The organism is Pseudomonas sp. P4_B3 (assembly GCF_056402295.1).
Map to the genome: position 1 here is coordinate 1 of NZ_JBFUHR010000003.1, position 24,462 is coordinate 24,462.

The window sequence follows — 24,462 nt, forward strand, 5'->3', positions numbered from 1 at the left end:
GCGATGGACTCAAGGACGCCGCATTTATCCGGTTTACTCGCGTTATCGTTAACGACCTTCGCTGGCAAGCCAGCTCCTACAAGACCGCGTCCTGGTTGAAAATGAAGTGACTTCCCGGGGAGCTGTAGGAGTCGGCTTGCCGGCGATGGACTCAAGGACGCCGCATTTATCCGGTTCACTCGCGTTATCGTTAACGACCATCGCTGGCAAGCCAGCTCCTACAGACTGCGTTCTGGTCGAAAATGAAGTGACTTCCCGGGGAACTGTAGGAGCCGGCTTGCCGGCGATGGACTCAAGTACGCCGCGTTTATCCGGTTCACACGCGTTATCGTTATCGACCATCGCTGCGATGCGGCGACCCGACAAGCCAGCTCCTACAGGGGAGCGTGCCCACGCTTTTTTTGCGGTCGACTGCTGCCGTTGCGCCTGCCTGAAGGTAAGTCCGGGCATGCCGATATCGCCCTGAATCGGGTCAACAAGCTGTACGGTATCGAGCGGAGATTTAAAAGAAGTTGGCGATGAACATCGCCGCGAAGGTCGACAGCAGAACAACCTGTCGCTGTTGCTGCAGTTGCACGCGTGGCTGGTGAAGATCCAGCCACGAGTGACGAGGCTAACGCACTGCGCAAATGGCTTGCGTCGCTTGGTTAGCCTGCAGGTGCATCATCAATAAATGTCTTTTGACAGCAGGGTGAACGGTGTCTTCACCAGGATTTTCACATCCAGCCACAACGACCAGTTATTGATGTACTTGAGGTCGATCTCGACGCGTTTCTGCATCTTGTCGATGGTGTCGGTCTCGCCGCGGCAACCGTTGATTTGAGCCAGCCCGGTGATCCCCGGTTTGATTCGGTGGCGCGCCATGTAGGCGAGAATCTTGCCGGAGTAGTAGTTATTGTGCGCAACGGCATGAGGGCGTGGCCCGACCAGCGCCATATGGCCCTGCAAGACGTTGAACAATTGCGGCAACTCATCGATGGAAGTGCGGCGGATAAAGCGCCCGATCGGGGTGATCCGCGAGTCGTTACGGCTGGCTTGCTTGACCTCGTGATCGTCGTGTACGCGCATCGAGCGAAACTTCCAGACCTTGATGACCTTCCCGTTCCACCCGTGGCGGTCCTGTTTGAAAAACACCGGGCCATGGGAGGTGAATTTGACGACCAGGCCAATGATCAGCAGTAACGGGCTTAGAGCGACAATGGCCATGAGCGCCACGCTTTTATCGAACAGGCTTTTACTCAGCGCGGCAGTGGGTTGGCTGCTCAGCGGGCATTCAATCAAATGGATTGCCGGCATGCCATCCACATCACTGACCGAGTGATTGAGCAGCGTCAGGCTGTTCAAGTCCGGGACCCAGACCACATCGACGTTGGCATCCAGCAAGTCGACATACATTTCTTCGATTTGTGCCGCTTCGCTCAGGGGGAGCGTGATGTACAGGCGTCGGATGTCATGTGTCTTGATCAGTTCGAGCAGTTCCTCTTGCGGGCCTACGACAGGTGGCATACCCGCCTCCTGCAAGAGAGTGGTGTCGGAGCTTACCAGGCCGACCAACGGGAAATGCTCGAGGGCACGAAGCTTGTTAGCCAAGCCCAGGGCCAGCTCGCCAGTACCAACAATCAGCGTTCTACGCTCAATCTGCAGCGTCCGTTGGTAGTACTTCGAAAAACCATGCAGCGGGACGTACAACAACGCCTGCCCGATGTAGCTGCAGAAAGCCCATATCAGGATGATTTGACGAGAAAACAGTTCGTTGGCCTTACAGAGAAAGGCGACAATAGCTAACGCTGCCAGTGTCATTGACCAACCCATCAGTAGTCTTGTCAACCCTTCCAGGTAATTGTCCTTTTTTGCATAGGCGCCGCACCATGTATAGGCCGGAACCGATGCAAGCACAGTAAGCGTTGCGCATACTCGATAGTAGAATTCTACCGTTCCAGTCTGGTAATAAACCAATAGAAGTAACAGGGCGACAACAAAGCCCTGACCCAGTGCCCACTGTCCCCAGAAGGTCAGTCCTTTGAGGGTGGTATTTCGATTGATACGAAGATTGTTAACCATACGATATCCCCAAAATACGTCCATTCGTGTTTCGACAATCAAGAGCCAAAATTAATGCGCTAAGAGTTGTTGTTCATATTAGATGGCGATGCATTGATGACCGAAACGCCACGCGGGCGGCGCTGTCATCAGTTCATAGGTTAAATTATTAGTGCGGGCACTGTCTGACGACTTTTAACGAGCGGGCGGTGTATCTTGTTGATATGTCTGGGTGAGAAAGGCGTTAGAAATAGTCTGGCTTCAACTTTTTTAACGCGACTTTATAGAGGGGGGGAGGGAGATGCGGGGGTAGATAAATTGGCGTGCTTTATTATTGTTGTATTGCACTGCCGAGGCGAAAATCTGAATTTCTCAGGCTAGATTTTTACGCGTACGATTTTTTGTATCACGCAGTACCCACGGTTCCTCACTGCACGAAAAAGGCGTTCGCCATTACTGGCGTTTTTAAATTTTTCCTGTAGTCGACTCAGGCACATTTCGAGACCCCGATAATGTTCAGGTTCTCTACCGATGCTGAGGATAAGGTCGTCCTTGCTGACCACGCGATCTTCATGGTGCAGCATTTTTTTAAGCAGCGCGGCCTCCAGGCCAGTCAAGACAATTTCCACGTCATCCTTGATCAGCGCGCCACTGCTGTCGCTCAGTCTCCAGGTTTCAGCCGCTGGAGTGTGCGGTTTGGCTGGCTGGGAAACGAATTCCCTGGCGTCATCCCTGGCGCTGTCTGCGGTTGATGTGAAGTGCGTAAACTTTGTTACGGTTAGGGCGGTTTGCCATTCGGACTTGAACGTTGAAAGGATGCGCTGGGTATCGTGCTTGATCACCGGCGGAAGCATTCTGGCCATTTGCGGGGAAATAATTTCCATAAGCTTGGGGGCAGAAGCTGGCGGGGCAACGCCTTCAAAAAACATTTTTGCCTGTGACGTGCCGTAACTGTTGTATCGCTTGCTGGACAGTAATGCCTCAAGCTCCAGTTGCAGTGCGGGGTTGTGAGTCACTACGACAAAGTATTTTCTGGGGAGGTTTGTGCTGCTATCCATGGCTCTCTCCTTAGTTGCACGTCTTGAATTTGGTTTAAAGGTTGTCAGCAGGGGAGTAATGACTCCCTTGAAAGTAATCAAAGGGCAGTGCACGTGCCAGTATATGGCTAGCAGCATGCTCGACTCTGTCCGCTATAAAGGAGACTTTTGTGTTGTGAGTGAGCATGGTCATACGTTCGTGGAGACGATTGAATAACTCTGGGTTGCCACTGAGCTTGAGGCTCAAGTCTAGAGAGGCGGTGGAGATCTTTATATAGTCGAATAAATTCAGGGTGGTAAAGATTTCGATACTTTCATCGTCGATGTTGTAGTCGTCGAGCGCGATTTCTATGCCGTGATCTTTCAACAAATATACGTTGTGAAGGATTTTCTTTTTTTCAGCGAAGCTGATTGCCGACAGGGGGAGCTCATTGAGCGCGACAACCAGTGTCTGGCCAAATTCGCGCAGAGCGGCGCCGGACTGTATCAGCTCTTCCGTGAGCGCAGAGTTGGCGAGATCTGACTGCCCTACGCAAACAAATCTACGGCTCAGGTATTTATTTCCGTTGGTGGTGTTGTGATCTTTCAGCGAAAAGGCAATCAGCCTGGTTTGCATCAGTACTTCACTGTAGATCCCGCTCATCTGATGCGCCTCTGGCGCGCGGGACGCGCAAGCGGAGTCGTCAAAATGTATTCTGATCTCGCTGCCAAACGGGCAGTCATCCCGAGTGAGAATCAATTGTCGAGACAGGTAATGCTCTGCGTGACCGTAGAGTCGCACGCTCCCTGTTGCGTTCATAATACAGAAACTCCCTTCTACATTTAGAATCAGGTTGTCGAGATCAGACCCCTGATTAAACGATATCCATGCCCACGAATACTTTGAATGGCGTTGCTGCCATACATGTCTTTTATTTTGCCGCGAAGGCGGCTGATCGACTTTTCCAAGGCTCTTGGGTCATAAAAATTTATATTCAGCCCCATGATCCTGGCGATTTCATCATGGCTCAATATTTGGTTCTTTGTTTGAGAAAAAGCCTCGAGAATCTTCATTTCCGCAAACGATACGTCCAGTTTTTTATAGTCGCCAATCAGGCACATGCGAGTGGGGTCCAAAAGCAGATTTTGCTTTTTTTGCCATTCTGGACTGCTAAAAAACTCGGACAGTGCGTCAGTATTTTCGTCTGCAAAGGTGTCGCAATTAATACAGTAGTCGGCCCCGGCAAGATAGTATTTCATCTTGTTGTAGGTGCCTCTACCGGTGATGGCGATGAAAATTATTGACGCCAGATTATCGGCGCGAATGTTTTCTACCAGGGTGAGGCTTTCAACCAACGCCTGAGGGCTGTCGATAACGATAAAAATTGCACGGTATGAATTAGAATTCTTGTTTCTTTTGAATGAGTTGCTATAGCACATTGCATCAACGGCAATATCCTGGCCTACGTGGCTTGCGACTAATTCCCTAAAGCCCTCAGCTAGCGTGTGGGTTCGCCCAATGGTGAGAATACTTTTCTCCTCCGTCACGTCGCTGTGGCTTGTAGTCGTTATTTTCCCTGTAAGCATCATGCTTTGACTCGGATGGGTGCTGGCATTCGAATGTTAAAGCACCAATTCTCGCTTGTGACTGACAATTGGTAACATTTCACTGTTTTTTCAGACGGCCGTCTCGTTTTTTTAACATTGTCGGTGATTCTGACGTGATCGTTTGCCCGCCGGTGGTTCGAGGAGCCTCATGATCGATGGCAATCTCGTGGGTTGATGAGGTGTGGCATTGTGCCATCTATTGGTCCAATGCCCCGCATTTTCGCAGCCATATGACCGCGCATGTCGCTAAAGTTTCAGCCACCTGACTTTTTTTGATTGGGCGTCATGAGGCGGTAGGGTTTTGTGGTTTCAAGTGCGATTTTTTGCTCTTGTCTGGCTCGGCACTCTCCAATATTAACCGTTATATAACGTTGGTATTGGTGGTGCCCGCCATGGACATTTCATAACATTGAGTTTTATTAATCGCTCTAATGCGCTTTACTCTCGTGTTGGCGTTGAATTAGTGCGAGGTCGACGCAACGGTATTTGTCGATGAGGGGGATTGATGGATCTTTGGACAACCATAACAGTGTTGATTTTAGGGATGGTCGAAGGTCTGACGGAGTTCTTGCCGATATCAAGTACAGGGCACCAGATTATCGTCGCGGACTTGCTCGGCTTCGGCGGCGAGCGAGCCATGGCCTTCAACATCATCATTCAATTGGGCGCGATCCTGGCGGTTGTCTGGGAGTTCCGCCGCAAGATTCTCGAGATCGTTACCGGCTTGCCGACCCAACGCAATGCACAACGTTTCACCTTGAATCTGTTAATCGGTTTTCTTCCGGCAGTGGTCTTGGGGGTGTTGTTCGCCGATAAGATCCATGAGTATCTGTTTAATCCAATCACTGTTGCAGTGGCATTAGTGGTGGGTGGCATCATCATGTTGTGGGCCGAGCAGCGCGAACATGTGGTGTCTGTCGACCATGTTGACGACATGCGCTGGACTGACGCCCTCAAGGTCGGTTTCGTGCAATGCCTGGCGATGATTCCGGGCACTTCGCGCTCTGGGTCGACCATTATCGGTGGGTTACTGTTTGGTCTGTCGCGTAAGGCTGCCACGGAGTTTTCGTTCTTTCTGGCGATGCCGACCATGGTCGGTGCCGCCGTGTATTCAGGCTATAAGTATCGGGATCTGTTCCTGGCCAGTGACTTGCCGGTGTTTGCGCTGGGTTTCGTGACGGCGTTCTTTTTCGCCATGATCGCCGTGCGTGGTTTGCTCAAGTTTATCGCCGCCCACAGTTACGCCGTGTTCGCCTGGTACCGGATCGGATTCGGTTTGCTGATTCTGGCAACGTGGGTATTCGGCTGGGTTGACTGGACCGGGGCTGCAGCGCACTGACACTTGCACCAGGCATGCAGGACATGCAGCCTGGTCGCAGGGAGGCGGCTAACCTTTAACGCCCCTCAAGCAGCTCCGCCGCTTGATCCAGCAACGCCAAAGGCTCTTTGGCCTTGTGAATATCCACCGACAGTAACTGCCGAAACTTGCGCGCCCCCGGGAACCCGGTGCCCAGCCCGAGTACATGCCGGGTGATGTGGTGCATCGAACCACCTGCAGCGATGTGCGCCGCTATATAAGGACGCAACTGCGCCAGCGCCTCAGCCCGGCTGATCACCGGCGCCGAGCTGCCGAACAGCTGCTGATCCACCTCGGCCATCACATAAGGGTTGTGATACGCCTCACGGCCCAGCATGACGCCGTCGAACGTCTGCAAATGCTCGTGGCAGGCCTCCAGCGTCTTGATCCCGCCGTTCAGGATAATCTCCAGCTCCGGAAAATCCGCCTTCAACTGCGCCGCCACGTCATAACGCAGAGGTGGAATGTCACGGTTCTCCTTCGGCGACAACCCCTCCAGAATCGCGATCCGCGCGTGCACGGTAAAACTGGTGCAGCCGGCATCCCGCACCGTACCGACGAAATCACACAGCTCTTCGTAACTGTCTCGCCCGTTGATCCCGATTCGATGCTTGACCGTCACCGGAATCGACACCGCATCACGCATCGCCTTCACACAATCGGCCACCAACTGCGGATGCCCCATCAGGCACGCGCCGATCATATTGTTCTGCACCCGATCACTCGGGCAGCCGACATTCAGGTTCACTTCGTCGTAACCATGCTCCTGCGCCATCCGCGCACACGCGGCCAGATCCAGCGGGACACTGCCGCCGAGTTGCAGGGCGAGCGGGTGTTCGGCTTCGTTGTGACGCAGGAAGCGCTCGTGGTCGCCGTTGAGCAGGGCGCCGGTGGTGACCATTTCGGTGTAGAGCAGGGCGTTTTTCGACAATAGGCGCAGGAAAAAACGGCAGTGGCGGTCAGTCCAATCCATCATGGGCGCAACACTAAACCGCCGAGATAGCGCAGGGCTTGGATTTACTGGTCTGGAGTGGGTGTTCTGTACCATTTTGCTCTACGTGTTTTCAGCGTGTTTTAGGGCGTTTTCGGGCGTTTTTTGAATGTGGGTGGTACGATGTACCACTTCAAAACTGACGCGTACCACTTTCGATATGGCGACTATCAGGGCAAGAAAACTGGCGGATGGGACTGTGAGCTACACGGCTCAGATCCGCATCAAGCGCGACGGAGTGCAAGTCTACCAAGAGAGTCAGACCTTCGCCCGAAAACAGGCTGCTCAAGCCTGGGCGCGAAAGCGCGGTGCGGAGTTGGATGAGCCTGGCGCAATTGAGCGTGCGAACCGAAAGGGGGTCACGGTCAAGGACATGATCACCCGCTACCTGGATGAGATGGAAAAAGCCCGACCGCTGGGGAAAACCAAGCGGGCCACATTGAATGCCATTGCAGAAACGGACTTTGGGAGACTCGTTGATTCTGACCTGAACAGTCAGCAGTTGGTTGATTACGCACTCTGGCGTATGAGTAAAGAAGGTGGCGGGGTGCAGCCACAGACTGCAGGCAATGATCTTGCCCATCTTGGTGCGGTGTTATCTATCGCCCGACCGGCGTGGGGGTATCAAGTTGATCCGCACTCAATGAGTGACGCACGCAAGGTATTGCGTAAGCTCGGTTACAACATGAAGAGCCGGGAAAGGGATCGTCGTCCGTCGTTGGATGAGTTGGAAAAGATACTGGGTTACTACGAAGAAATGCAGGGGCGTCGGCGTAGTTCCATCAATATGCTCAAGGTTGTGGGGTTCGCGATCTTTTCCACGCGACGACTTGATGAGATCACGCGCATTGCCTGGGCTGATGTAGATGAGGCTGGTCAGCGGGTGATGGTCCGGGATATGAAGAATCCTGGCCAGAAGATCGGCAATGATGTTTGGTGTTACTTGCCAGATGAGGCGTGGCGGATCCTGCAGACAATGCCCAAGGCTGGCGACGATATATTCCCATATAGCCCTGAATCTATTTCTACGTCGTGGGCGAAAGCCTGCAAGTTTACAAATATTGAAGACTTGCACTTCCACGATTTGAGGCACGACGGTGTTAGCCGTTTGTTTGAAATGGACTGGGATATCCCACGTGTAGCGAGCGTTTCAGGGCACAGGGACTGGAACTCGCTGAGGCGCTATACCCATCTGCGGGGCAGAGGGGATCGATACGTTGGCTGGGAGTGGCATGACAAGATATTGAAGGCGCCCGTACAGCTGGGCGCCGCATCAATGAAGTGGCTTAAGAGGCGCGTTTTAAGCCATTGAGTTGGTGGTATTCCTTGACTGCAGCTTCCCGCTGCAAGTCGAGGTAAGCCGCAAGGTCGGTAATGTGGATGCCTTTGGCGCTTTTTTGGCTTGGCTCAAGTCGTGTGATCGGGATTTTGATCTGGCCAGCCAATACCTTGCGTTGGAACATTTCTGTGGTTAGGTGTGTGAAGTAGTCCTTGCACACTTGGTCTAGCGGGATAATGGCACGGCCATTATATTGCGCCATCAGGATGAATGCCGTGTTCATGCCGCTACCTCCAGCAGTGCGTCTTCGTCCCGATCTGCGTTAGCGTTGATTAGTGCCATCATTGGCCAAGGGGATACAGAGTTCCCGACCATAAGCACCTGGTCCTTCTTGCTGAATTTGACGCGGTCGTGCCCGTGGTCGATGACGTAGTTATCGGGAAAGCCTTGGGCGCGGTACAGCTCGCGAGGCGTGAGCATGCGCATGCCGATGTCCACGATTACATACGGTGTGCCCTTGATCAGAACGGTGACTAGAGCCAGCCTGTCCCTTGTTGTGATCGTGGCGGCAGGGTCGCGTAGGTCGTAGATGTTGTCGCTGCCGTAGTAGCCCATCAGGAACGCTGCTACGCGCAGTGCGCCTTGCTCAGCCTCAGGTGCCAGTGCGTACTCAATCAGCGCGTGGTGTTCGGCCCCGGCACAGACAGTTGAGACCGGATCGTCCATTGCACTGCCCACGCAGTTTTTGCGTAGGGTGAGCATGTGGGCGGTCACCAGCTGCTGCTGGCTGCCTGTCGTCGTAATTGCGGTTAAAGGTTGATTCGGGTGGTGCCCCGGTGTTTCGTTGAAGCCGCCGTTGTGTTGTGCGATGTAGGCAACGGCCAGGGCGAAGTGTCCACCCTTGACCTGGGCGCAGATGGTGCTCAGTGGTGCGTCGGCGGACATATTGCGCTGGGTGGTCGCATTGGCGTGTTCCGTGAGGAATGGGGCCAGTTGCGGCGTTACCAGAGCGAAGCCGTGCGCGCCGGTAATGGTCTTTGTTGGATCCTGTACCGATTGGCAACGAGCTAGATCATTACCTGAGTGATTGACGCTGACGATGAATGGATCTGCGTGTTCGACCACGTAGCGGCGCGCGCCTTTGCGAACGCGCTCCATAGTCTTATTCACCAGCGGACGGCGTACACCTGCAGCACGACCCTCTTCCTTGCTGAGGAAGATGCTCGGGCAGGGTATCGACCAGTCGATGCAACTGGCGGCGGTTCGCCATCCCTTCTGGCCTTTTGTTGGGTTTTTGAAGTGGGTCGGTTCTGGCCAGCGGAGAGGCTTACCGTCGCATCGAGCGACCATGTACAGCCGTTCGCGGGTGGTCGCGGCACCGAAGTCACAAGCCTTGAGTTTCCCGTGCATTAAGTCGTAACCCATGCCCTTGAGGATCTGTACAAAACGGTGCCAAGTCTGGCCCTTGCGCTTAGGATCGGGCACCAGGTACTGATCTTGTACGGGAACCCGATCGCCCGGGGAGGCCACGCTGCCATCGCGGCGGACCACCCGGCCAGTCACTTTGCAGCGCTTCGCGATGAGCGGGCCCCATTGCAGGATCTGCCAGACGTTTTCCATGGTGATCATGCGCGGCCTGACCTGGCCTGCCCATTTGATGATGACCCATGACAGTGAGCGGCTAGTGCTGCTGCGTGCCTGGCCACCGGCCGCAAGGCTGTGGTGGGTGCATTCGGGGCTGGCGTGCAGGTGTGCGACTGGGCGGTTACGGGTCGCCTTGCGCGGGCAGACCTCGTACACGTCAGTAATGTAGTGCTCTGCACCTGGGTGGTTGCGCTTGTGCATGCTGATGGCTTTCGGGTTGTGATTGATCGCAATGTCGACCGCCTTGCCCGTTGCCATTTCTTGGCCCATGGTCGCGCCTCCACCTCCAGCGAACAGGTCGACGCGGATCTCGCCGGCAAGGTCTAGGCCGAACTGGGTAATGCAAGCGGTAACTATCGGGGTGGGGGTGAAGATCGATGTCATGATCTGCTCCCTGCACTCGGGCTCACAGTCCAGTGCACCGGCTTCGGCTCGATACAATCACAGGTGGACAACTCCATTGCGCAGTTTTCACAGCCGTTCTGCTCAGCGCTGGTCCATCCATTATCTTGGTCGCCCTGCGCCACAGAGGCGGCGTTTACGATATTCGATGAGTGCGTACACCCCACGACAGGCTGCGCGGGCGGGCGTTCCTGAGCGTTTAGCGTTGCATCAGCGAGCGCTGCCCCGCGCAGCTTTTCGTGGGGTATAAGTGCCTCGGCAGTGGCGCTGGAAGAAGCAATAATGCCTGCTGCTGCGCAGCAGAGACTCTCTGTTTTTGGAGTGTCGACGCCATTGGCGTTGCGGAGCAAAGCGGTTGATGTCTGGCTCGTGTTCTGTTCCATCTTCATGCCGCTTTCCTCCGGTGTTCGATAGCGAGTTGGTCCATCAGGCGCTGGTGAAACGTGAGCCGTGCTTCGGTGGCTGACCACGGGCGGATGGTTTCAGCCATGGGTTCGATGCCGATCAGACAATCCCAGATGGCCGGATCAGTTGGCATGAGATCGCGGCGCTCGGTGGCGAGAGCGATCATGTCGGCCTGGTGCACGCATGCTGGAAGTTCGGGGGAAATTTCAAAGCGCATGCAGACGCGTTGCCAGATCCAGTCCTCAAAATCCTGATAAGCGTGTATCCATTGTTTGAGTGGTCGGGTCATGTCGCCGAGGTAGGCTTCGGTGGCGTCGTGCAGCAGGGCGGCGAGCTTGTGTTCTTCCGGTACCAGTTCTGCAACGATGCAGCTGTGCTGGGCCACGCTGTAGAACTCGCGAGTGTGGCCGTTGAAGCGGCACAGATGCGCCAGCGAGTGGCTGATGTCCCTGGGGTCGATCATGTCGGCGTCAGGTTCGAACAAGTCGAAGCGCTTGCCGGTATGGGTCAGGATGCAGTTCATGCAGCCTCCTTGGTCAGATCGGCCAGCAAGAGCGCGTTCTTGGTGTCTTTGTGCAATTTGCGCAGGGTATCGTTGCCGATCAGCGCGCCCAGCTGCCGATCGAGCTCTTTGCGAAAACGCGTCAACTCACGCAATTCGTTGAGGGTTTTTGTGTGTTGATGCTGGAGTGAACCAGCTGCCTCCGGGGTGAGGCGTAGCAATGGGATTGGTCGGCTCATGCTACGTGCTCCGGCGCTTTTGGCTCGATTTGGGCCGCCAGACTCAAAGCTTTTTCGCGCAGTCTCAGTGTTTCCTTTACCTGGTCTTTGGCTGTCGGAAAGATGCTGAAGGTCTGGGCGGCAATTCGCAGCTTGTCAGCGATGGCCAATAGGGCTCCGTGACCGTCGATTCCGAGCATGTCCTTGAGTGTCTTGCAGTGTGAGGCCAGCTGCTTATGGTCGGAACGTATGAACTGAAGGGATGCTTCAAGTTCGCTGATGATTTCGGCGTTCGCGGCTTGCTGAGTGTTCACCCCTTCTTCTCGACCTTCGAGGCGGCCATCGGCCAAGCCTCCTCGGTAGCCGATCCAGTAGAGGAGGGCGGCCGCGATGATGACGCTGGCCATTGCGCAGATTTGAAGTGCGGTCATGTGGTGTGCTCCATAGGGCTGGTGGTGGCAGCCGTTTTGATTTACTCGGTTGGCTCGTCTTGCGGTCGCGGCATCTCTGCATCCGCCTTGTAGGCGCGGATGTCGATCAGAGAGGCAACGTGCCGGATGTGCGCGTACTTTGGTGCCTTGCGACTGGTGTCCAGGGTGGTGATGGGGAGCTGGATTCGGCCGCTGTTGATCTCCGTGACAAACGACTGCTCGTTGAGGTTGCGGAAGTACTGTTCGCGCACTTTTTCCAGTGGAATTAGCACGTCACCGAAAATGCGGTAGAGCAGCTCTACGGTCGCCGACTCAGGTGCGAGTTGCAGTCGGAGCGGTGTTTGACCTGTGTTAGTCATTGGCTTGCTGAGCCTCCTTGCGTTGTAATCTAGCCGGGTGGTTCCAGGCGTTCAGGCAGTGGCGTTTGGTCAGCTCCCGCAGATGTTCCGGCACTTCGAGGAGCGCGGCACTGCGCTCCTCGCGTGTGCGCATGGCGACGATCTGGCGGGCGTATTCCCTAGGCCACGTCACGGTTGTCGGCCGGAATGGCGGGCAGTTCGAGCCCCAGCTGTTCGGCCAGCCAGCGCATGCCGGCTTGTCGGACCTTGGTCGACTGGCTGTATTGCATGCCCGCGGTTTCGTGATACCAGGTGCCGTCTTTGATCCGCAGGTACTCGCGGTCGCGAACCGGGAATGCCGGCAGGCGGCGGTCGTTGATTAGGCCTTTCTCGCGCATGAGCGCGATCAGTTTGGGTCGAGTGATGCCGAAGTACTTCGCGGCTTTTTCCAGGCTACGTTCCATCTCGGCCTCCTAGGCTGCATGCGCGGTGGGAGTCGCCACGGCAGCCAGGTGGTTGATGGATTCGGCCACTTGCTCGTAAATCTCGGCATCGCTACCGCACACGGTGAAGCACTTTGTGCGCGGACGTTTCACACCGATACTCATGATGGTGGTGACGCCTGGGCGGGTCTGTGTGCGATGGATAGCGACGTGGATGGGGAGATCGAAACCCATGTCGAGGCTCAACGCGCCGCCGGTGCGTACAAGCTCGAACACTCTCTGCCTGTTCTCGATATCAAACCGAGCATATTGGCGACTTGCATGCGGAAGCGTCAGAAGATCGGCCGTATTGCTGGGGTCTGCTGGACCGTTAGCAATTTCTTCAATGAAGTCGGCCAGCTTCAGATGCATCTTTTTTTCGTTCTTCAAGGTCAGCGAGTGGCGTTCGCTGCCGAGTTCGACCGTGAAATAGGTATCAGATGGATTGCGCTCCACCTTCAGACGGAACGTCAGTGCTTCACGCTTAGGTGTCGACCGCAGGACGTGGCTGAAGGTCTCGGTTAGGTTGACCTGGGCGTTCAGCAGTTGCAGGGTGCGATTGTCGATCTTGAACTTGCTCATGCTGCGTGCCCTCCGCCATTCGGATCGAAGGGGGCTGGCTGGTAGCTTTTAGCGACAAGTTTGGGTTTGTTGTTGTGGATGATGATCAGGCAGCCGGTTGTGGATTGCAGCTGCTCGATCAGTTTCCGATTGCTGGTGCACGCCGGATGGACGTGCAGGGTGGCTGTGGTGTGCATGGTATTACCTCGCTCTGTGGTGGAAGAGTGAGGTGAATATCAACCATTGGTTTAACTGTGTCAACAATTGCCAGGTGATGTTTTGTGTATTTCTGGTCGATCTGTAGAAAAATGGAGGGTCTCATTCAGGGGTAAAGGTGCCGATGACTTTGCCACAAATCTGCATTTCTTCGGTGAGTTCGATGATCGGATACTGCGGGTTGATAGGCTTTAGATAGTGCTTCCCCGCGTCCTGCACTAAGACTTTGAACGTCGCCTCGTTGGTGCTAGGTAGTGTTGCTATGACTCGGTCACCGTTGTTTACCGCTAGCTCTGGGTCGACAAAGATTACAGAGCCTGCAGGATAACTTCTGCCCGGACCCGTGTTGGTCATGGAGTCTCCAACGACGCGTAATGCATAGCCAGATTTGCTGATATTGACCGGGCAAGGGAGCCAAAGCTCTGCATCGAAAGACTCGACGCTCGCGCCCATTTCGCACCATGAACCGGCTTGAACCCACGAAATTAGCGGAACCTTGCCCATTTTGTGGTTGGTAATCCTCACTACGTCTACATTGCTTTCCGGGCCTCTAGGGGGCGCTTCATCGGGGAAAACAGGCATTACGCCATGCTCAAGCCATTCTCTGCGTACACCCAACCAATCAGATAATGCCGTGAGGCTATCGACCTCTGGCATAGCGGCACCATTTAGCCATTTGCTGACCGCCTGAGGCGTTTTTTCGACCCCTTTGGCCTTCAGTTTCTTGAGGACGTCAGCACCTCTCCCATGCTTCCGAACGTTATTAGCGTCAAGGGCGGCGTGGAGCCTTTCGGCAAACATGAGTCGCAAATTTTCTTTATCAATCATGAGTTGATGATCACATAGAAGTTGCTAATCCGTCAGTTGAACTTTACTATCAACCAACAGTTTAATAGAGGGCCAAAAAATTGAACCCGTCAGACTTTCCAAATGCCATCGCGTTCGCTTTTGAAGCTGTAGGGGGCATTGGTGCTGCCGCCAAAGTGTGCAACCGGAGCTACCAGGCACTGAACAAATGGCGTCTGGCATCCAGCCTGCCGCGAACCGATTACACCGGTGAAACTCAGTACGCCGCGCTTTTGGCGATTGCTGCGAAGAAAAAGGGGAATGAATTTGATGCCGCTTGGTTGCTCCATGCGTCGATCCCACAAAAAACTGCTGCATAGATAGATAGATAGAAAAAAGGCGACCCAAGGGTCGCCCAGTTCCTCCCGACACACACCACCACAGTGCTGTCGGGTCGCAATAAAGGTAGGCGGGCACACCACATGCAAAACCGCCAATCTTTATCGCGTTGCCAAGGCACGGATGCCTCGGGTTGCTGCCTTTTCCACCACAGATAGGGCAGCTGTTGCGCCAGAGGTAAACGACGGATCGTTTGCCTCGGCACGGTGCCGGTATCGATCTTGCGGATCTAACCGGCGTTTGGGCCCTTTCAAGCCACGCGGCAAATGTATCACCACTGCATGTCGCGCGGCACTGGCAACTTTCAAGGATTAATGCCATGAGCCGAATCGCTCTGAGTTCAGTAGACCGGGCACAGCGGGAAATATTGCCGCTCGATCTAGCGCTTTACCATGCTGCACGGGATTACCCCGGCGGCGCCGCTGCAATTGCCGTCACCACCGGCAGAAACCCCACCACGCTGCAACACAAGCTTTCACCCACCCATCCCAGCCACTCTGTGAACATCCAGGAGTTTGGCGAAATTCTCGAGCTGACCAAGGATCGCCGCATTCTGGATGCAGTGCATGCGTTGGTCGGCGACACGACTTGGCAGGAGTTGGCCGAGGCCTATACCAACGACATGCCTGAGACGTTGACGACTGGCATTGCAGGGTACTTCAGGCAGGTCGCCGATTTGGCGGACACCTGGGCCAAGAGCATTGGCGACGGCGTTGTGACTGATCGCGAACTGGCCGAGATTCGCCTGCAGGTGTTTCGCGGCATTCAAGGGCTTCTGGGGATGTTCAACCGCGCCACGTACGTCAATCAGACAACGCGGGTGGCTGACCATGGCTGATATTGCTGATTTTGCGAATGACCTGGTGCAAGAGCGTCTTGATCAAGCCCTCGCTGCACGCAACGCCGCTAAGCCTGTGTTGGCGGCGCATTCTTTCCTGTTTTGCGTAAGTTGCGACGATCCGATCCCTGAGGCTCGCCGACTTGCCCTGTTGGGTTGCGATCTGTGTGTTGTTTGCCAGTCCGTTGTTGAATCGCGGGAGGCCCGCCATGCTCGATGAGGTATTGGGGCAATTCGCAGACTACGGCCTTGAGCCTGAGCAGCCGCTGATCTTCGGCAAACTGACCCGCTGCAAAACCTCCCAGGACAAAGGCAAGGAAAAGAACGGTTGGTATGTAGTCCATGAGCACCGGACCGAGAAAAACGAAACGCTAATCTTCGGCAGCTTCGGTGACTGGCGTTCCGGCGAGACTCAGAAAATCAAGGTCAAGGCCGGGCGTATGAGCCCCGAAGAACGCGAGGTTATGCGTGCTCGTCAGGAAGAGGCAAAGCGCAAGGCTGCTGAGATTGCAGCCAACGCTGCACGTCGAGCGGCCAACCGTGCTGCAGGTCTGTTCAAACGCATGCCTGAGAAGGGCAAAAGTGCTTATCTGGATCGAAAGCAGATTGTCGGCTTCAAGGTTCGTTATGCGCCCCGTACCGGCGCATTTTTAGTGCCTATGTGTAACGTGCGGGATCAGATTGTCGGTCTGCAGGTGATCTTTCCGGCAAAGCAAGAAGACACCGGGCGCGACAAAGCTTACTGGCCTTACGGCATGTCGAAAGAGGGTGCCTTCCATTTGATTGGTCCGCACCCTGAACCCGGTGAACCGGTGCTGGTGTGTGAGGGTTACGCCACGGGTGCCAGCTTGCACATGGCGACGTCGCTGACGGTCGCAATCGCGTTCGACGCGGGCAACTTACTCCCGGTCTCCAAGGCCATGCGCGAGCGTTTCCCCGGTTGTCCGCTGATTCTCTGTCGGGACGATGATTGGAAAACCAAGCGCTCCAATGGTGAGCCTTGGAATCCCGGGGAAGAGAAAGCCAACAACGCAGCGTTGATCGTCGGTGGTCAGGTGGTCGCACCTGTCTTCTCGGGTGAGCGTGAGACCAAGTGGACCGACTTCAACGACCTGCACGTTGCCGAAGGTTTGGAGGCTGTCCGTCGCCAGGTGTTGGCGGTGGTCAAGCCTCCTGCAGCTGGTGGCTGGAAGGATCAACTGGCCCGCACCGAAAACGGCTCCCTGATTGCGCACATGCAGAATGTCGAGCTGATCCTGGGCAATGACGAGCGCTGGGCCGGCGTGATCGGTTACAGCGTGTTCAGCTCCAAGATCGTCAAACTGCGGTCCGCACCCTTTGGCGGCGGTGCCGGGGATTGGGCCGACATCGATGACATGCGGGTGATGAAATGGCTCGCGCAGCAGTACAACTTGCGAGTGAAAGCGTCCCATGTGATCGAGGCGGTCAGCGTGGTTGCCCACGATCATTCTTTTCACCCGGTGCGCGAGTACCTGGAGAAGCTGGAGTGGGACCGGGTGCCCCGGCTGGAAAGCTGGTTGACCGATGTGCTGGGCGTCCAGGCCAGCGAGTATTCCGCCAAGGTCGGCAAGCGTTGGCCGATCTCTGCGGTGGCTCGGGTGATGCGCCCGGGCTGTAAGGCTGACTCGGTGATGATCCTCGAAGGTGGGCAGGGTGAGGGTAAGTCCACGGCCATGGGCATTCTCGGCGGCGAGTGGTTTATGGACACGCCTTTTGCCCTCGGCGACAAGGACAGCTTTCAGGCGATTCGCGGCAAATGGATTGTCGAGCTGGGGGAGCTGGACAGTTTCAACAAGGCTGAGAGCACCAAGGCCAAACAGTTCTTCTCGGCGTCCACCGACACCTATCGCGAGAGCTACGGCCGCAGAACAAACGATGTGCCACGCCAGTGTGTGTTCGTGGGTACCACCAACCAAGAGGAATACCTCAAGGACGCCACCGGCAACCGCCGTTACTGGCCGGTGTTCTGCAACAAGGTCGATCTGGAACAACTGCGCGAGATCCGTGACCAGCTGTGGGCTGAAGCGGTGTTCTGCTTCGAGGCTGGCGATATCTGGTGGGTGACGAAGGATGAGTCATGGATGTTCGCCGAAGCACAGGACGAGCGGTTTGTTGTGGACGAGTGGGAAGGACCGATCCTGACCTGGTTGGAGGAGTCGCAGATCGGCGAAACCGCCACCGGCAACGAGATCTTGACCCAGGCTCTCAAACTGGATTTTGGTCATTGGGGTAAGCCTGAACAAATGCGAGTCGGCGCGATCATGCACCGGCTGGGCTGGCGGAAGAAGCGTATGCCGGCGTTGGCAAAAAGCGGTGTCCGACAGTGGGCCTATCAGAAGCCTGCAACGTGGGCGCGTGCGGCTGCATTGCAGCAGGCAGTGGTAGAGGAGCCTTGCTTTGATTAAGCGAATCGATGAAATGCTTAAGCTCTGGGCGCAGGATCTGCATTCGCCAATTCCTGAAACTTATGGTGGTGCGAGCGGAGGCAACATGATCGCCATGTTGATGGAGTGCAAGGGCGAGCTGATACGTGGCACTCGGGGTAGTCGGGTGCTGTTGGACGAATCGGCGGATATTGAGCTAATCGTCAACAAGCACCTGGCGCCAGAGCTTGCCTTGGTGGTGATGGAACACTACTGCAACCACGAAAGCTTTCTCTCACAGAAGATGTTGCACTGCGGATGCAGCGCGCCGACCTACTACCGCCGGCTGCATGATGCCCATGTGAGCATCGATGGCTTGCTGATGGGGAAGGCTGCATGACCTCTGGCGTCACTCCGCTTGTTGTTGTCCTACTGTCCGGCCTTGTCCGACTGCCGTTTAAGGTAGTCGGACAAGTGCAGGCCGCGCTGTTGCTGGGCTGTCCTACTGTCCAACCTTTGCCCGCACCATGCACACGTAAGCATAGCGGGCACGTAGTCGCGCCCATGGCGCGCACGCGTGCTTTTAGCTTTCTCTCTATACACAAGGAAAAGTTAAATAAGGTAGGACAGTAGGGCTGAGCCCCGAATTTAAGGGGCTGTAGCTGTCCTACTTCGACTCTGAATGGTGGGACAGGTAGGACAGGGCAACAGAAGCGATAGCCGAGGTGATGTATTCACCGACATTCGCTAGACGTTCACCCTGCGTTACCCACTTATTCACCGGGTGGCATTAAAGTAGGGTTGCTGCCATGAGAATCCACCTGTAAAAAGTACCCATCTTCGATAGGTGCGACCGCAGAGAGCGGCAGGCACCACACACCAAACCCGGCCCTTGCGCCGGGTTTTTGCGTTTATGGAGTAGGGCGATGACGAACGAGCAGCAAGCGCTGGCAGAGATGCCAATCTGGTTAGTGATCGTCCTGGCTCTGGTCGGTGGCGTGTCGGGCGAGATGTGGCGGGCGGACAAGGATGGGGCACGAGGCTGGGTGTTGTTACGACGCCTGGCACTGCGGTCGGGTGCCTGCATTGCCTGCGGGGTTTCGGCGATGATGTTGATGATCGCTGCAGGCATGTCGATCTGGGCGGCGGGTAGCTTGGGTTGCCTGACCGCGATGGCCGGCGCCGATGTCGCCATTGGGTTGTACGAGCGCTGGGCCGCCAAGCGTCTTGGCGTCAGCGAGTCGTCCGCCACTGGTGGCGAACCAGGGCAATGATGCGCCTTGAGATGCGCGACAACATCGACAAGATCGTGAAGAGCATGCGAGGGCTCAGCCGCAACAAGGTGCCAATTGCTGCGGCCAAGGCGCTGACCTTCACCGCCGAACGGGTGCAGATCGCAGAGAAGGAAGAGATTGCCCGGGTGTTTGATCGTCCTACCCGCTGGACGTTGAACTCGATTTATAAGCGAAGTGCGACAGCCACCCGGTTGTTCGCTCGGGTGTGGGTCAAGGACGAGGCCAGTTCGGGTGTTGCGGCCTCGAAGTACCTGCCGGTGCATATGGACGGCGGCAATCGTCCGCACAAGCGATTCGAGAAAGCGTTGATCCACTATGGTCTGATGCCTGCTGATATGTACGCGGTGCCAGGCCGGCGTGCCCGAATGGATGGCAACGGCAACATCAGTCGTGGGCAGATCGTGCAGATACTCTCCGCCCTCGGTGCCGCCGAACGTGTATCGGGTTTCATGGCTAACCGCACGGCTCGCAGTAAACGCCGCAATCGCAATGCCCCTGACTACTTCGTGGGTCGCCCAGGCAATGGCACTGGCCCATTGGGTATCTGGCAGCGTATCGGCAACGGTGCGCGGCCCATCCTGATCTTCGTTAAGCGTCCGACCTATCGTCGTCGTTTCGACTTCTACGGTGTAGCCAACCGCGTCGCCGCTGCCGAGTTCGAGCCGCTGTTTCGCCGGGCATTGGCCCGCGAGATGGCTCGCGACTGAGGCCATCGTCGATTTTTCGGCGTTTTCGCCCGAATTTTGGGGCGATTCGGGCATGGGTCGGGGCCTCATCCCCTTTTTCAATGGGTCCTTCCGGCGATCTGGGGGAATGGGGTAATTCGAACCCCGACTTTTTCACAGATTCAACCCGACATAGGGGGTTCCGCTTCCATGTCAGCAATAGGACCAGACCATGCCAACGCAACGTGAAATCGCCGAACACCTGGACATGAGCGAGCGAAATGCCCGCGACGTGCTCAAGGGGCTGGACCTGGACTGGCAGACGGCGGGACTCGACGAAATCCGCACCGCCTACATCCGCGACCTGCGCGGAAAAGCTGCGGGGCGCGGGGGCAGTCAGCTTGAACAACTCAACAGAGCGCGAATCGATGACCTGCAGCAGAAGTCGGCGAACGGGCGGTTGGCGTATCACGAAAAACTGCGTTCATTGATCCCCGCCGGCGATGCTGAGCGGGTGTTGTCCGACTGGGCCAGCTTCGCAAACCGGGAATACCTCGGCGGCCTTGAACGAATTATTCAGGAAATCGAGAACGTGCAGAAACTCACGGTAGATCGAACAGTGGTGGCCAAAGTTGCTGGACCTACAACCGAGCGAATTGCAGGCTACGCGCGAAAACTTGGCGCGGAGCTTGTTGGCAGCAGCGGGGAAGTTCAACCCGCCCCGTGACATTCCGACCGCGCATTACCTGAGCACCGAGTTTTACCTGCCCTCGGAGAGCGGCGTGTTGCACGGGCTCTACGACTTCCAGTACACGCCTTACTTTCTCGGCGTTGCCGCTGCCCTGGATGATCCGCGGGTTAGCGAAGTTGACCTGATGAAGGCGGCGCAGATCGGCTGGACGTGGTTCCTGATCGGCTACCTGTTCAAGTTCATTCATAACCTGCCGCGTCCGATCATGATCCTGTTTGCGAAGGAAAAGGACGGCAAGAACTTCCACGACGAAAAGCTCAAGTTCGGTGTCACGGCGAACACGGAAGTGGCGAAGCTGATGCCCGTCGACGTCAGCCGCACCTCCGGCAACCGCTGGGACCATAAGACCTTTCCGGGCGGGTTCCTCAAGTTGGTGGCGTCCAATTCCCCCGGCAACGTGAAATCCACCTCGTCTGTCGGCCTGTCGGTGGTCGAGGAACCGGACGATACCAGCGACGACGTGAAGGGGCAGGGTGATGCGATCGCCCTGCTCGAAGAGCGTGGCAAACGTTATCCCGGCTCCAAGATGCTGGTGGGTGGTACTCCGGCGATCAAGGGCGCGAGCAAGACCGAAGCCAGGCTGGCCCAGACCGATTGCCGGGTGTTGCCGATCATCTGCCATACCTGCGGCCAGGCTCATGTGCTGGACTTCGCACACATCAAGTGGCTGGACATCGAAGAGGAAGCCCAGCCCCATGAAATCTACGGCCGTGCGGATCCGGCAACAGCCGGCTACGCCTGCCCGTACTGCGGCGAGATCTGGGACGACTACCAGCGCAAGGAGAACATCCGCAACACGGTGTTCAACGCCATTGATGCAGGTGACCCGAACTGCGGCTGGGTACCGACCAAACCCTTTGCCGGGCGTGCCGGATTCATTGAGCTGAACGAGCTATACGCCTGCCTGCCGGGCACCAGTCTGGCCGATATCGTGCGTGAGAAACTCAACGCCGAGCACCAGGCGTCGATGGGCAACCTGTCGCTGCTGATCAAGTTCGTCAACCAGAAACAAGGCCGCGCCTACGAGTACAAGTCCGACCTGCCCGAGGCGGACAAGCTGGCAGAGCGGGCGGAAGACTACCCCGAACTGTTCGTGCCAATGGGTGGCCTGGTGGTCACTGCCGGCGTGGACGTCCAGCATGACCGTCTCGCGGTTGTCATGCGGGCTTGGGGCCGCGGCGAGGAATCTTGGTTGCTCTATTGGGGCGAGATCTACGGTGAAGTGGTTTTGCCCGATCAAGGTGTTTGGTTGGACCTGGAGAAACTATTGTTTGCTCCCATCAGCCACGCCTGCGGTGCCAAATTGAAGGTTCTCGCGGTGTCGCTTGACACCTCGGACGGTACCGTTACCCAGGACGCGGCGTATGCGTTTTGCCGTAAACACCAGCGCAATGGCGTGATGGCGATCAAGGGGGCCAGTGAGCGGGGTAATACCCGTGATGATGAGCGCCGGGAAATCTTCAGCGCGCCGCGGCAGGGTGTGGACACCGACAAAGAACAGAAGGCCTCGAAGTACGGCCTGCGCCCTTACATCGTCGGCACCTCGCGAGCCAAGGACCTCTGGATTGAAGGGCGTTTACCGCTGGCTGGAGACGGACCGGGCCGGATGCACTTCTACAAGACTGTGCGGCCGGACTACTGGCGGCAGATCACGGCGGAAGTGAAAGCCCCCAGCCGGCGGCATCACTACCGCAAGGTGTGGCAGAAAAAGGCTGGTGAGCCGAACGAAGCCACCGACTGTGAAACCTATGCACTCCACGCGGCCCGATCGCTGAAAACGCACCTGCTGCAAGAGCACGACTGGGCAGCGCTTGATGCCCAGATTCGGCAGGGGGCGCTTTTCTTCGATGCCCCACCCGCGATTGAGCCAGCTCACGATCCAGATCCTGAGGGTGATGCAGTGGTGGAGCAGCCGACGCCGGCCACACCTGTTGAACCACCTGAACTCCCGCCAACTGGCGGGAGAGTTATTTCTGGGCGCCGCAGTGCAATGCGGGTGCTCTCCCAACGCAGGAATTAACCCATGGCCATCACACTGGAACAGGCGCAGAGCCAGCTTCAAGCGTGGCTCGACGCAAGCATCAAGGTCAGCCAGAAACAGAGCTATCGCATCGGCACCCGGCAGCTGGAATATGCCGATGCCGCTGAAATCACGCGGATGATCGACTACTGGCAAGGCCAGGTTGATCGGCTGGCCAGCGGACGGCCTCGGGGTATAACGCTGCGTGGGATCACGCCGTTATGAGCCGCGCACCGAAAGCACCTGAACCGACGCTGCTGGACAAGGCCATCAGTTGGATCAGTCCGGAGCGCGGTGCCAAGCGGATGCATGCCCGGATGACAATGACCGCGTTGGGCGGTTACACCGGAGCCTCCAAGGCCAAGCGCTCGTTGAGTGCCTGGAATCCTACGGCGGGCAGTGCCGCGGCGGACCTGCTGCCTGACTTGCCTACGCTGCGCGAGCGCTGTCGTGACCTGGAGCGCAACAACCCCATCGGCGGCGGCGCCATCAACACCGTGACGACGAAAACGGTCGGTACCGGCTTGGCCCTCAAGTCGGTGGTCAATCGCCAGATCCTCGGGTGGGATGAAGAGCAGGCCCGCAACTGGCAGCGCAATACCGAATCGCTGTTCAAGTCCTGGGCCGAAACCAACTGCTGCGACATTACCCGGGAGCAGAACTTCTACGGCCTGCAGGAGCTGGCTTGGCGGTCGGTGCTGAGCAGCGGGGATGTGTTCCCACTGCTGACGCATAAAGTCCAACCAGGGCATCACTACTCAGCATGCATTCAACTGATCGAAGGCGATCGGGTCTGCAATCCCTCGGGCAAGGCCGACACCGAATCCCTCACTGCAGGTATCGAACGGGATGCGGACGGGGCGCCGGTAAAGGCGCACATCCTGCGCAGTCATCCAGGTGCGCTGGGTGTGAAAGAGCGGGTCTGGGATGAGCGTCCGTTCTTCAATGAGCGAGGCGGCCGGGTGCTGCTGCACCTGTACCGGCGCCGTCGTGTGGGTCAGCCCCGCGGGGTACCGTACCTGGCGCCGGTGATCGAAAAGCTCAAGCAGCTCGACCGCTACACCGACGCCGAGCTGGAAGCGGCGGTAGTGTCCGCGTTCTTCGCGGTGTTCATCAAGCCAGGCAATGGTGGCCAGCTCAGCCCTTTGGCCTCGGCCGCTACGGGCAATACGCCGGTGGGCGGTGATGGTCCGGCAGGACGCGCTTCTGGCGGGTGGGACGGTTCGCTCAGCGGCGGCATCGTGGCCGAGCTGGACGACGGCGCCTCGATCGAGACCGCCGCACCAGGCCGTCCCAACCTGGCCTTTGATCCTTTCGTGCTGGCCATGCTGCGCCAGATCGGTATGGCCCTGGAGCTGCCGTATGAGGTGCTGATCAAGCACTTCACTGCCAGCTATACGGCGGCCCGGGCTGCCGTTATGGAGGCCTGGCAGTTTGTGCGAGGGTGTCGCGACTTCTTGGGGCACAACTTCTGCCAGCCGGTGTACGAGCACTGGCTGGAAGAAGCCGTTGCGCAAGGCGATGTCGAAGCGCCGGGCTTTTTCGATCATCCGTTATTGCGATATGCCTATTGCGGGTCGCTGTGGGTCGGGGATGGCCCGGGCACGGTGGACCCTCTGAAAGACGTCAACGCCGCGGAGAAGCGTATTGATATCGGCATCAGCACGCTGGCGAAGGAATCGATGCTCTATGACGGCAGCGACTGGGAAGAAAACCACGAACAGCGGGCGCTGGAGGTAAAACGCCGTCTTGACGATGGTCTTTCTGCAACGCCTACAGCCCGCCCGGAAAATGAGCCTGCCGTAAACCCCGACCTTCCTGAACGGACATAACT

At 56.8% G+C, this 24,462-nt stretch carries 30 protein-coding genes; 13 read left to right on the forward strand and 17 right to left on the reverse strand.

The genetic code is table 11. The features are described 5' to 3' along the window. Positions 1-666 precede the first annotated feature (666 nt). The 4 genes from AC1DWG_RS03700 to AC1DWG_RS03715 all read right to left on the reverse strand — a co-directional run bounded on the left by AC1DWG_RS03700 (position 667) and on the right by AC1DWG_RS03715 (position 4,646). A complete protein-coding gene (locus AC1DWG_RS03700) occupies positions 667-2,061 on the reverse strand; it encodes an undecaprenyl-phosphate glucose phosphotransferase (protein ID WP_477787434.1) in 1,395 nt (464 codons plus the stop codon). Between the two features lie 356 nt (positions 2,062-2,417). Beyond that, complete coding sequence (locus tag AC1DWG_RS03705) at positions 2,418-3,098, reverse strand: winged helix-turn-helix domain-containing protein (protein ID WP_477787221.1); 681 nt, start codon at positions 3,096-3,098, stop codon at positions 2,418-2,420. Positions 3,099-3,132: 34 nt separating this feature from the next. Then, the gene (locus tag AC1DWG_RS03710; RefSeq protein WP_477760120.1) at positions 3,133-3,720 is read right to left on the reverse strand and encodes an EAL domain-containing protein; all 588 of its coding nucleotides are present in this window, start codon (positions 3,718-3,720) and stop codon (positions 3,133-3,135) included. 185 nt (positions 3,721-3,905) lie between these two features. Next, the gene (locus AC1DWG_RS03715; protein ID WP_477787222.1) at positions 3,906-4,646 is read right to left on the reverse strand and encodes a winged helix-turn-helix domain-containing protein; all 741 of its coding nucleotides are present in this window, start codon (positions 4,644-4,646) and stop codon (positions 3,906-3,908) included. 523 nt (positions 4,647-5,169) lie between these two features. On the opposite strand from AC1DWG_RS03715, the gene AC1DWG_RS03720 reads away from it, so the two are divergent. Beyond that, positions 5,170-6,003 (forward strand): undecaprenyl-diphosphate phosphatase, encoded by an 834-nt coding sequence (locus AC1DWG_RS03720; RefSeq protein ID WP_477787223.1) that lies wholly within the window; start codon positions 5,170-5,172, stop codon positions 6,001-6,003. A gap of 55 nt (positions 6,004-6,058) precedes the next feature. On the opposite strand, the gene dusA is transcribed toward AC1DWG_RS03720, so the two are convergent. Further along, positions 6,059-7,069, reverse strand: coding sequence for a tRNA dihydrouridine(20/20a) synthase DusA (gene dusA, locus AC1DWG_RS03725; protein WP_477787224.1), 1,011 nt, complete (start codon positions 7,067-7,069; stop codon positions 6,059-6,061). 103 nt (positions 7,070-7,172) lie between these two features. Here dusA and AC1DWG_RS03730 point away from each other — a divergent pair, with 103 nt between their 5' ends. After that, positions 7,173-8,324, forward strand: coding sequence for a tyrosine-type recombinase/integrase (locus AC1DWG_RS03730; RefSeq protein WP_477787435.1), 1,152 nt, complete (start codon positions 7,173-7,175; stop codon positions 8,322-8,324). Here the strand turns inward: AC1DWG_RS03730 and AC1DWG_RS03735 are convergent. The 12 genes from AC1DWG_RS03735 to AC1DWG_RS03790 form a co-directional block, all read right to left on the reverse strand. Then, a complete protein-coding gene (locus AC1DWG_RS03735; protein ID WP_477787225.1) occupies positions 8,299-8,574 on the reverse strand; it encodes a pyocin activator PrtN family protein in 276 nt (91 codons plus the stop codon). The two genes, AC1DWG_RS03730 and AC1DWG_RS03735, sit on opposite strands and share 26 nt — an antisense overlap. Next, complete coding sequence (locus AC1DWG_RS03740) at positions 8,571-10,319, reverse strand: DNA cytosine methyltransferase (protein WP_477787226.1); 1,749 nt, start codon at positions 10,317-10,319, stop codon at positions 8,571-8,573. Before AC1DWG_RS03740 ends, AC1DWG_RS03735 begins: the two co-directional genes overlap by 4 nt. Further along, positions 10,316-10,726 carry a hypothetical protein gene (locus tag AC1DWG_RS03745; RefSeq protein ID WP_477787227.1) on the reverse strand — a complete coding sequence of 137 codons (411 nt, stop codon included), beginning with the start codon at positions 10,724-10,726 and terminating at the stop codon, positions 10,316-10,318. The genes AC1DWG_RS03740 and AC1DWG_RS03745 overlap by 4 nt, the downstream gene beginning before the upstream one ends. After that, positions 10,723-11,265 (reverse strand): HD domain-containing protein, encoded by a 543-nt coding sequence (locus AC1DWG_RS03750; RefSeq protein ID WP_477787228.1) that lies wholly within the window; start codon positions 11,263-11,265, stop codon positions 10,723-10,725. Before AC1DWG_RS03750 ends, AC1DWG_RS03745 begins: the two co-directional genes overlap by 4 nt. After that, a complete protein-coding gene (locus AC1DWG_RS03755; protein WP_477787229.1) occupies positions 11,262-11,483 on the reverse strand; it encodes a hypothetical protein in 222 nt (73 codons plus the stop codon). The genes AC1DWG_RS03750 and AC1DWG_RS03755 overlap by 4 nt, the downstream gene beginning before the upstream one ends. Then, the gene (locus AC1DWG_RS03760) at positions 11,480-11,893 is read right to left on the reverse strand and encodes a hypothetical protein (RefSeq protein ID WP_477787230.1); all 414 of its coding nucleotides are present in this window, start codon (positions 11,891-11,893) and stop codon (positions 11,480-11,482) included. Before AC1DWG_RS03760 ends, AC1DWG_RS03755 begins: the two co-directional genes overlap by 4 nt. Before the next feature lie 41 nt (positions 11,894-11,934). After that, positions 11,935-12,252, reverse strand: a complete 318-nt coding sequence (locus tag AC1DWG_RS03765; protein ID WP_477787231.1) for a pyocin activator PrtN family protein — start codon at positions 12,250-12,252, stop codon at positions 11,935-11,937. Further along, positions 12,245-12,385 (reverse strand): hypothetical protein, encoded by a 141-nt coding sequence (locus AC1DWG_RS03770; RefSeq protein ID WP_477787232.1) that lies wholly within the window; start codon positions 12,383-12,385, stop codon positions 12,245-12,247. Before AC1DWG_RS03770 ends, AC1DWG_RS03765 begins: the two co-directional genes overlap by 8 nt. 25 nt (positions 12,386-12,410) lie before the next feature. Next, positions 12,411-12,695 (reverse strand): phage antirepressor KilAC domain-containing protein, encoded by a 285-nt coding sequence (locus AC1DWG_RS03775; protein ID WP_477787233.1) that lies wholly within the window; start codon positions 12,693-12,695, stop codon positions 12,411-12,413. A 9-nt stretch (positions 12,696-12,704) separates the two neighbouring features. Then, positions 12,705-13,295, reverse strand: a complete 591-nt coding sequence (locus AC1DWG_RS03780) for a hypothetical protein (RefSeq protein WP_477787234.1) — start codon at positions 13,293-13,295, stop codon at positions 12,705-12,707. Beyond that, a complete protein-coding gene (locus AC1DWG_RS03785; protein WP_477787235.1) occupies positions 13,292-13,471 on the reverse strand; it encodes a hypothetical protein in 180 nt (59 codons plus the stop codon). Before AC1DWG_RS03785 ends, AC1DWG_RS03780 begins: the two co-directional genes overlap by 4 nt. A 121-nt stretch (positions 13,472-13,592) precedes the next feature. Continuing rightward, positions 13,593-14,318, reverse strand: a complete 726-nt coding sequence (locus AC1DWG_RS03790; RefSeq protein ID WP_477787236.1) for a LexA family protein — start codon at positions 14,316-14,318, stop codon at positions 13,593-13,595. 80 nt (positions 14,319-14,398) lie between these two features. Between AC1DWG_RS03790 and AC1DWG_RS03795 the strand changes: the two genes are divergently transcribed. The 11 genes from AC1DWG_RS03795 (at position 14,399) to AC1DWG_RS03845 (ending at position 24,460) form a co-directional block, all read left to right on the forward strand. Beyond that, entirely contained in the window at positions 14,399-14,656 is a 258-nt protein-coding gene (locus AC1DWG_RS03795; RefSeq protein WP_477787237.1) for a hypothetical protein, read from the forward strand. A gap of 338 nt (positions 14,657-14,994) precedes the next feature. Continuing rightward, the gene (locus tag AC1DWG_RS03800; RefSeq protein ID WP_477787238.1) at positions 14,995-15,513 is read left to right on the forward strand and encodes a phage regulatory CII family protein; all 519 of its coding nucleotides are present in this window, start codon (positions 14,995-14,997) and stop codon (positions 15,511-15,513) included. After that, complete coding sequence (locus AC1DWG_RS03805; protein ID WP_477787239.1) at positions 15,506-15,733, forward strand: TraR/DksA family transcriptional regulator; 228 nt, start codon at positions 15,506-15,508, stop codon at positions 15,731-15,733. The genes AC1DWG_RS03800 and AC1DWG_RS03805 overlap by 8 nt, the downstream gene beginning before the upstream one ends. Then, positions 15,723-17,939, forward strand: coding sequence for a VapE domain-containing protein (locus tag AC1DWG_RS03810; RefSeq protein ID WP_477787240.1), 2,217 nt, complete (start codon positions 15,723-15,725; stop codon positions 17,937-17,939). The genes AC1DWG_RS03805 and AC1DWG_RS03810 overlap by 11 nt, the downstream gene beginning before the upstream one ends. Further along, entirely contained in the window at positions 17,932-18,297 is a 366-nt protein-coding gene (locus tag AC1DWG_RS03815; protein WP_218495633.1) for a PA0613 family protein, read from the forward strand. The genes AC1DWG_RS03810 and AC1DWG_RS03815 overlap by 8 nt, the downstream gene beginning before the upstream one ends. A 526-nt stretch (positions 18,298-18,823) precedes the next feature. Then, positions 18,824-19,171, forward strand: coding sequence for a phage holin family protein (locus AC1DWG_RS03820; RefSeq protein WP_477787241.1), 348 nt, complete (start codon positions 18,824-18,826; stop codon positions 19,169-19,171). Continuing rightward, positions 19,168-19,899, forward strand: coding sequence for a hypothetical protein (locus AC1DWG_RS03825; RefSeq protein ID WP_477787242.1), 732 nt, complete (start codon positions 19,168-19,170; stop codon positions 19,897-19,899). The genes AC1DWG_RS03820 and AC1DWG_RS03825 overlap by 4 nt, the downstream gene beginning before the upstream one ends. A gap of 190 nt (positions 19,900-20,089) precedes the next feature. Beyond that, the gene (locus AC1DWG_RS03830; RefSeq protein WP_477787243.1) at positions 20,090-20,584 is read left to right on the forward strand and encodes a hypothetical protein; all 495 of its coding nucleotides are present in this window, start codon (positions 20,090-20,092) and stop codon (positions 20,582-20,584) included. Beyond that, positions 20,547-22,628, forward strand: a complete 2,082-nt coding sequence (locus AC1DWG_RS03835; protein WP_477787244.1) for a phage terminase large subunit family protein — start codon at positions 20,547-20,549, stop codon at positions 22,626-22,628. The genes AC1DWG_RS03830 and AC1DWG_RS03835 overlap by 38 nt, the downstream gene beginning before the upstream one ends. Before the next feature lie 3 nt (positions 22,629-22,631). Further along, entirely contained in the window at positions 22,632-22,853 is a 222-nt protein-coding gene (locus tag AC1DWG_RS03840; protein ID WP_085715656.1) for a DUF6148 family protein, read from the forward strand. Next, positions 22,850-24,460, forward strand: coding sequence for a phage portal protein (locus AC1DWG_RS03845; RefSeq protein WP_477787245.1), 1,611 nt, complete (start codon positions 22,850-22,852; stop codon positions 24,458-24,460). The genes AC1DWG_RS03840 and AC1DWG_RS03845 overlap by 4 nt, the downstream gene beginning before the upstream one ends. Positions 24,461-24,462 lie beyond the last annotated feature (2 nt).

Bases quoted from the DNA above. Each gene is read 5' to 3' on its own strand.
- AC1DWG_RS03840 (WP_085715656.1), top strand. From the start codon at position 22,632: ATGGCCATCACACTGGAACAGGCGCAGAGCCAGCTTCAAGCGTGGCTC.
- AC1DWG_RS03810 (WP_477787240.1), top strand. From the start codon at position 15,723: ATGCTCGATGAGGTATTGGGGCAATTCGCAGACTACGGCCTTGAGCCT.
- AC1DWG_RS03740 (WP_477787226.1), bottom strand. From the start codon at position 10,319: ATGACATCGATCTTCACCCCCACCCCGATAGTTACCGCTTGCATTACC.
- AC1DWG_RS03715 (WP_477787222.1), bottom strand. From the start codon at position 4,646: ATGATGCTTACAGGGAAAATAACGACTACAAGCCACAGCGACGTGACG.
- AC1DWG_RS03760 (WP_477787230.1), bottom strand. From the start codon at position 11,893: ATGACCGCACTTCAAATCTGCGCAATGGCCAGCGTCATCATCGCGGCC.
- AC1DWG_RS03825 (WP_477787242.1), top strand. From the start codon at position 19,168: ATGATGCGCCTTGAGATGCGCGACAACATCGACAAGATCGTGAAGAGC.
- AC1DWG_RS03845 (WP_477787245.1), top strand. From the start codon at position 22,850: ATGAGCCGCGCACCGAAAGCACCTGAACCGACGCTGCTGGACAAGGCC.
- AC1DWG_RS03775 (WP_477787233.1), bottom strand. From the start codon at position 12,695: ATGGAACGTAGCCTGGAAAAAGCCGCGAAGTACTTCGGCATCACTCGA.
- AC1DWG_RS03705 (WP_477787221.1), bottom strand. From the start codon at position 3,098: ATGGATAGCAGCACAAACCTCCCCAGAAAATACTTTGTCGTAGTGACT.
- AC1DWG_RS03765 (WP_477787231.1), bottom strand. From the start codon at position 12,252: ATGACTAACACAGGTCAAACACCGCTCCGACTGCAACTCGCACCTGAG.
- AC1DWG_RS03820 (WP_477787241.1), top strand. From the start codon at position 18,824: ATGACGAACGAGCAGCAAGCGCTGGCAGAGATGCCAATCTGGTTAGTG.
- dusA (WP_477787224.1), bottom strand. From the start codon at position 7,069: ATGGTACAGAACACCCACTCCAGACCAGTAAATCCAAGCCCTGCGCTA.
- AC1DWG_RS03805 (WP_477787239.1), top strand. From the start codon at position 15,506: ATGGCTGATATTGCTGATTTTGCGAATGACCTGGTGCAAGAGCGTCTT.
- AC1DWG_RS03800 (WP_477787238.1), top strand. From the start codon at position 14,995: ATGAGCCGAATCGCTCTGAGTTCAGTAGACCGGGCACAGCGGGAAATA.
- AC1DWG_RS03770 (WP_477787232.1), bottom strand. From the start codon at position 12,385: ATGCGCACACGCGAGGAGCGCAGTGCCGCGCTCCTCGAAGTGCCGGAA.
- AC1DWG_RS03735 (WP_477787225.1), bottom strand. From the start codon at position 8,574: ATGAACACGGCATTCATCCTGATGGCGCAATATAATGGCCGTGCCATT.
- AC1DWG_RS03830 (WP_477787243.1), top strand. From the start codon at position 20,090: ATGCCAACGCAACGTGAAATCGCCGAACACCTGGACATGAGCGAGCGA.
- AC1DWG_RS03700 (WP_477787434.1), bottom strand. From the start codon at position 2,061: ATGGTTAACAATCTTCGTATCAATCGAAATACCACCCTCAAAGGACTG.
- AC1DWG_RS03780 (WP_477787234.1), bottom strand. From the start codon at position 13,295: ATGAGCAAGTTCAAGATCGACAATCGCACCCTGCAACTGCTGAACGCC.
- AC1DWG_RS03785 (WP_477787235.1), bottom strand. From the start codon at position 13,471: ATGCACACCACAGCCACCCTGCACGTCCATCCGGCGTGCACCAGCAAT.
- AC1DWG_RS03745 (WP_477787227.1), bottom strand. From the start codon at position 10,726: ATGAAGATGGAACAGAACACGAGCCAGACATCAACCGCTTTGCTCCGC.
- AC1DWG_RS03710 (WP_477760120.1), bottom strand. From the start codon at position 3,720: ATGAGCGGGATCTACAGTGAAGTACTGATGCAAACCAGGCTGATTGCC.
- AC1DWG_RS03790 (WP_477787236.1), bottom strand. From the start codon at position 14,318: ATGATTGATAAAGAAAATTTGCGACTCATGTTTGCCGAAAGGCTCCAC.
- AC1DWG_RS03730 (WP_477787435.1), top strand. From the start codon at position 7,173: ATGGCGACTATCAGGGCAAGAAAACTGGCGGATGGGACTGTGAGCTAC.
- AC1DWG_RS03750 (WP_477787228.1), bottom strand. From the start codon at position 11,265: ATGAACTGCATCCTGACCCATACCGGCAAGCGCTTCGACTTGTTCGAA.
- AC1DWG_RS03720 (WP_477787223.1), top strand. From the start codon at position 5,170: ATGGATCTTTGGACAACCATAACAGTGTTGATTTTAGGGATGGTCGAA.
- AC1DWG_RS03755 (WP_477787229.1), bottom strand. From the start codon at position 11,483: ATGAGCCGACCAATCCCATTGCTACGCCTCACCCCGGAGGCAGCTGGT.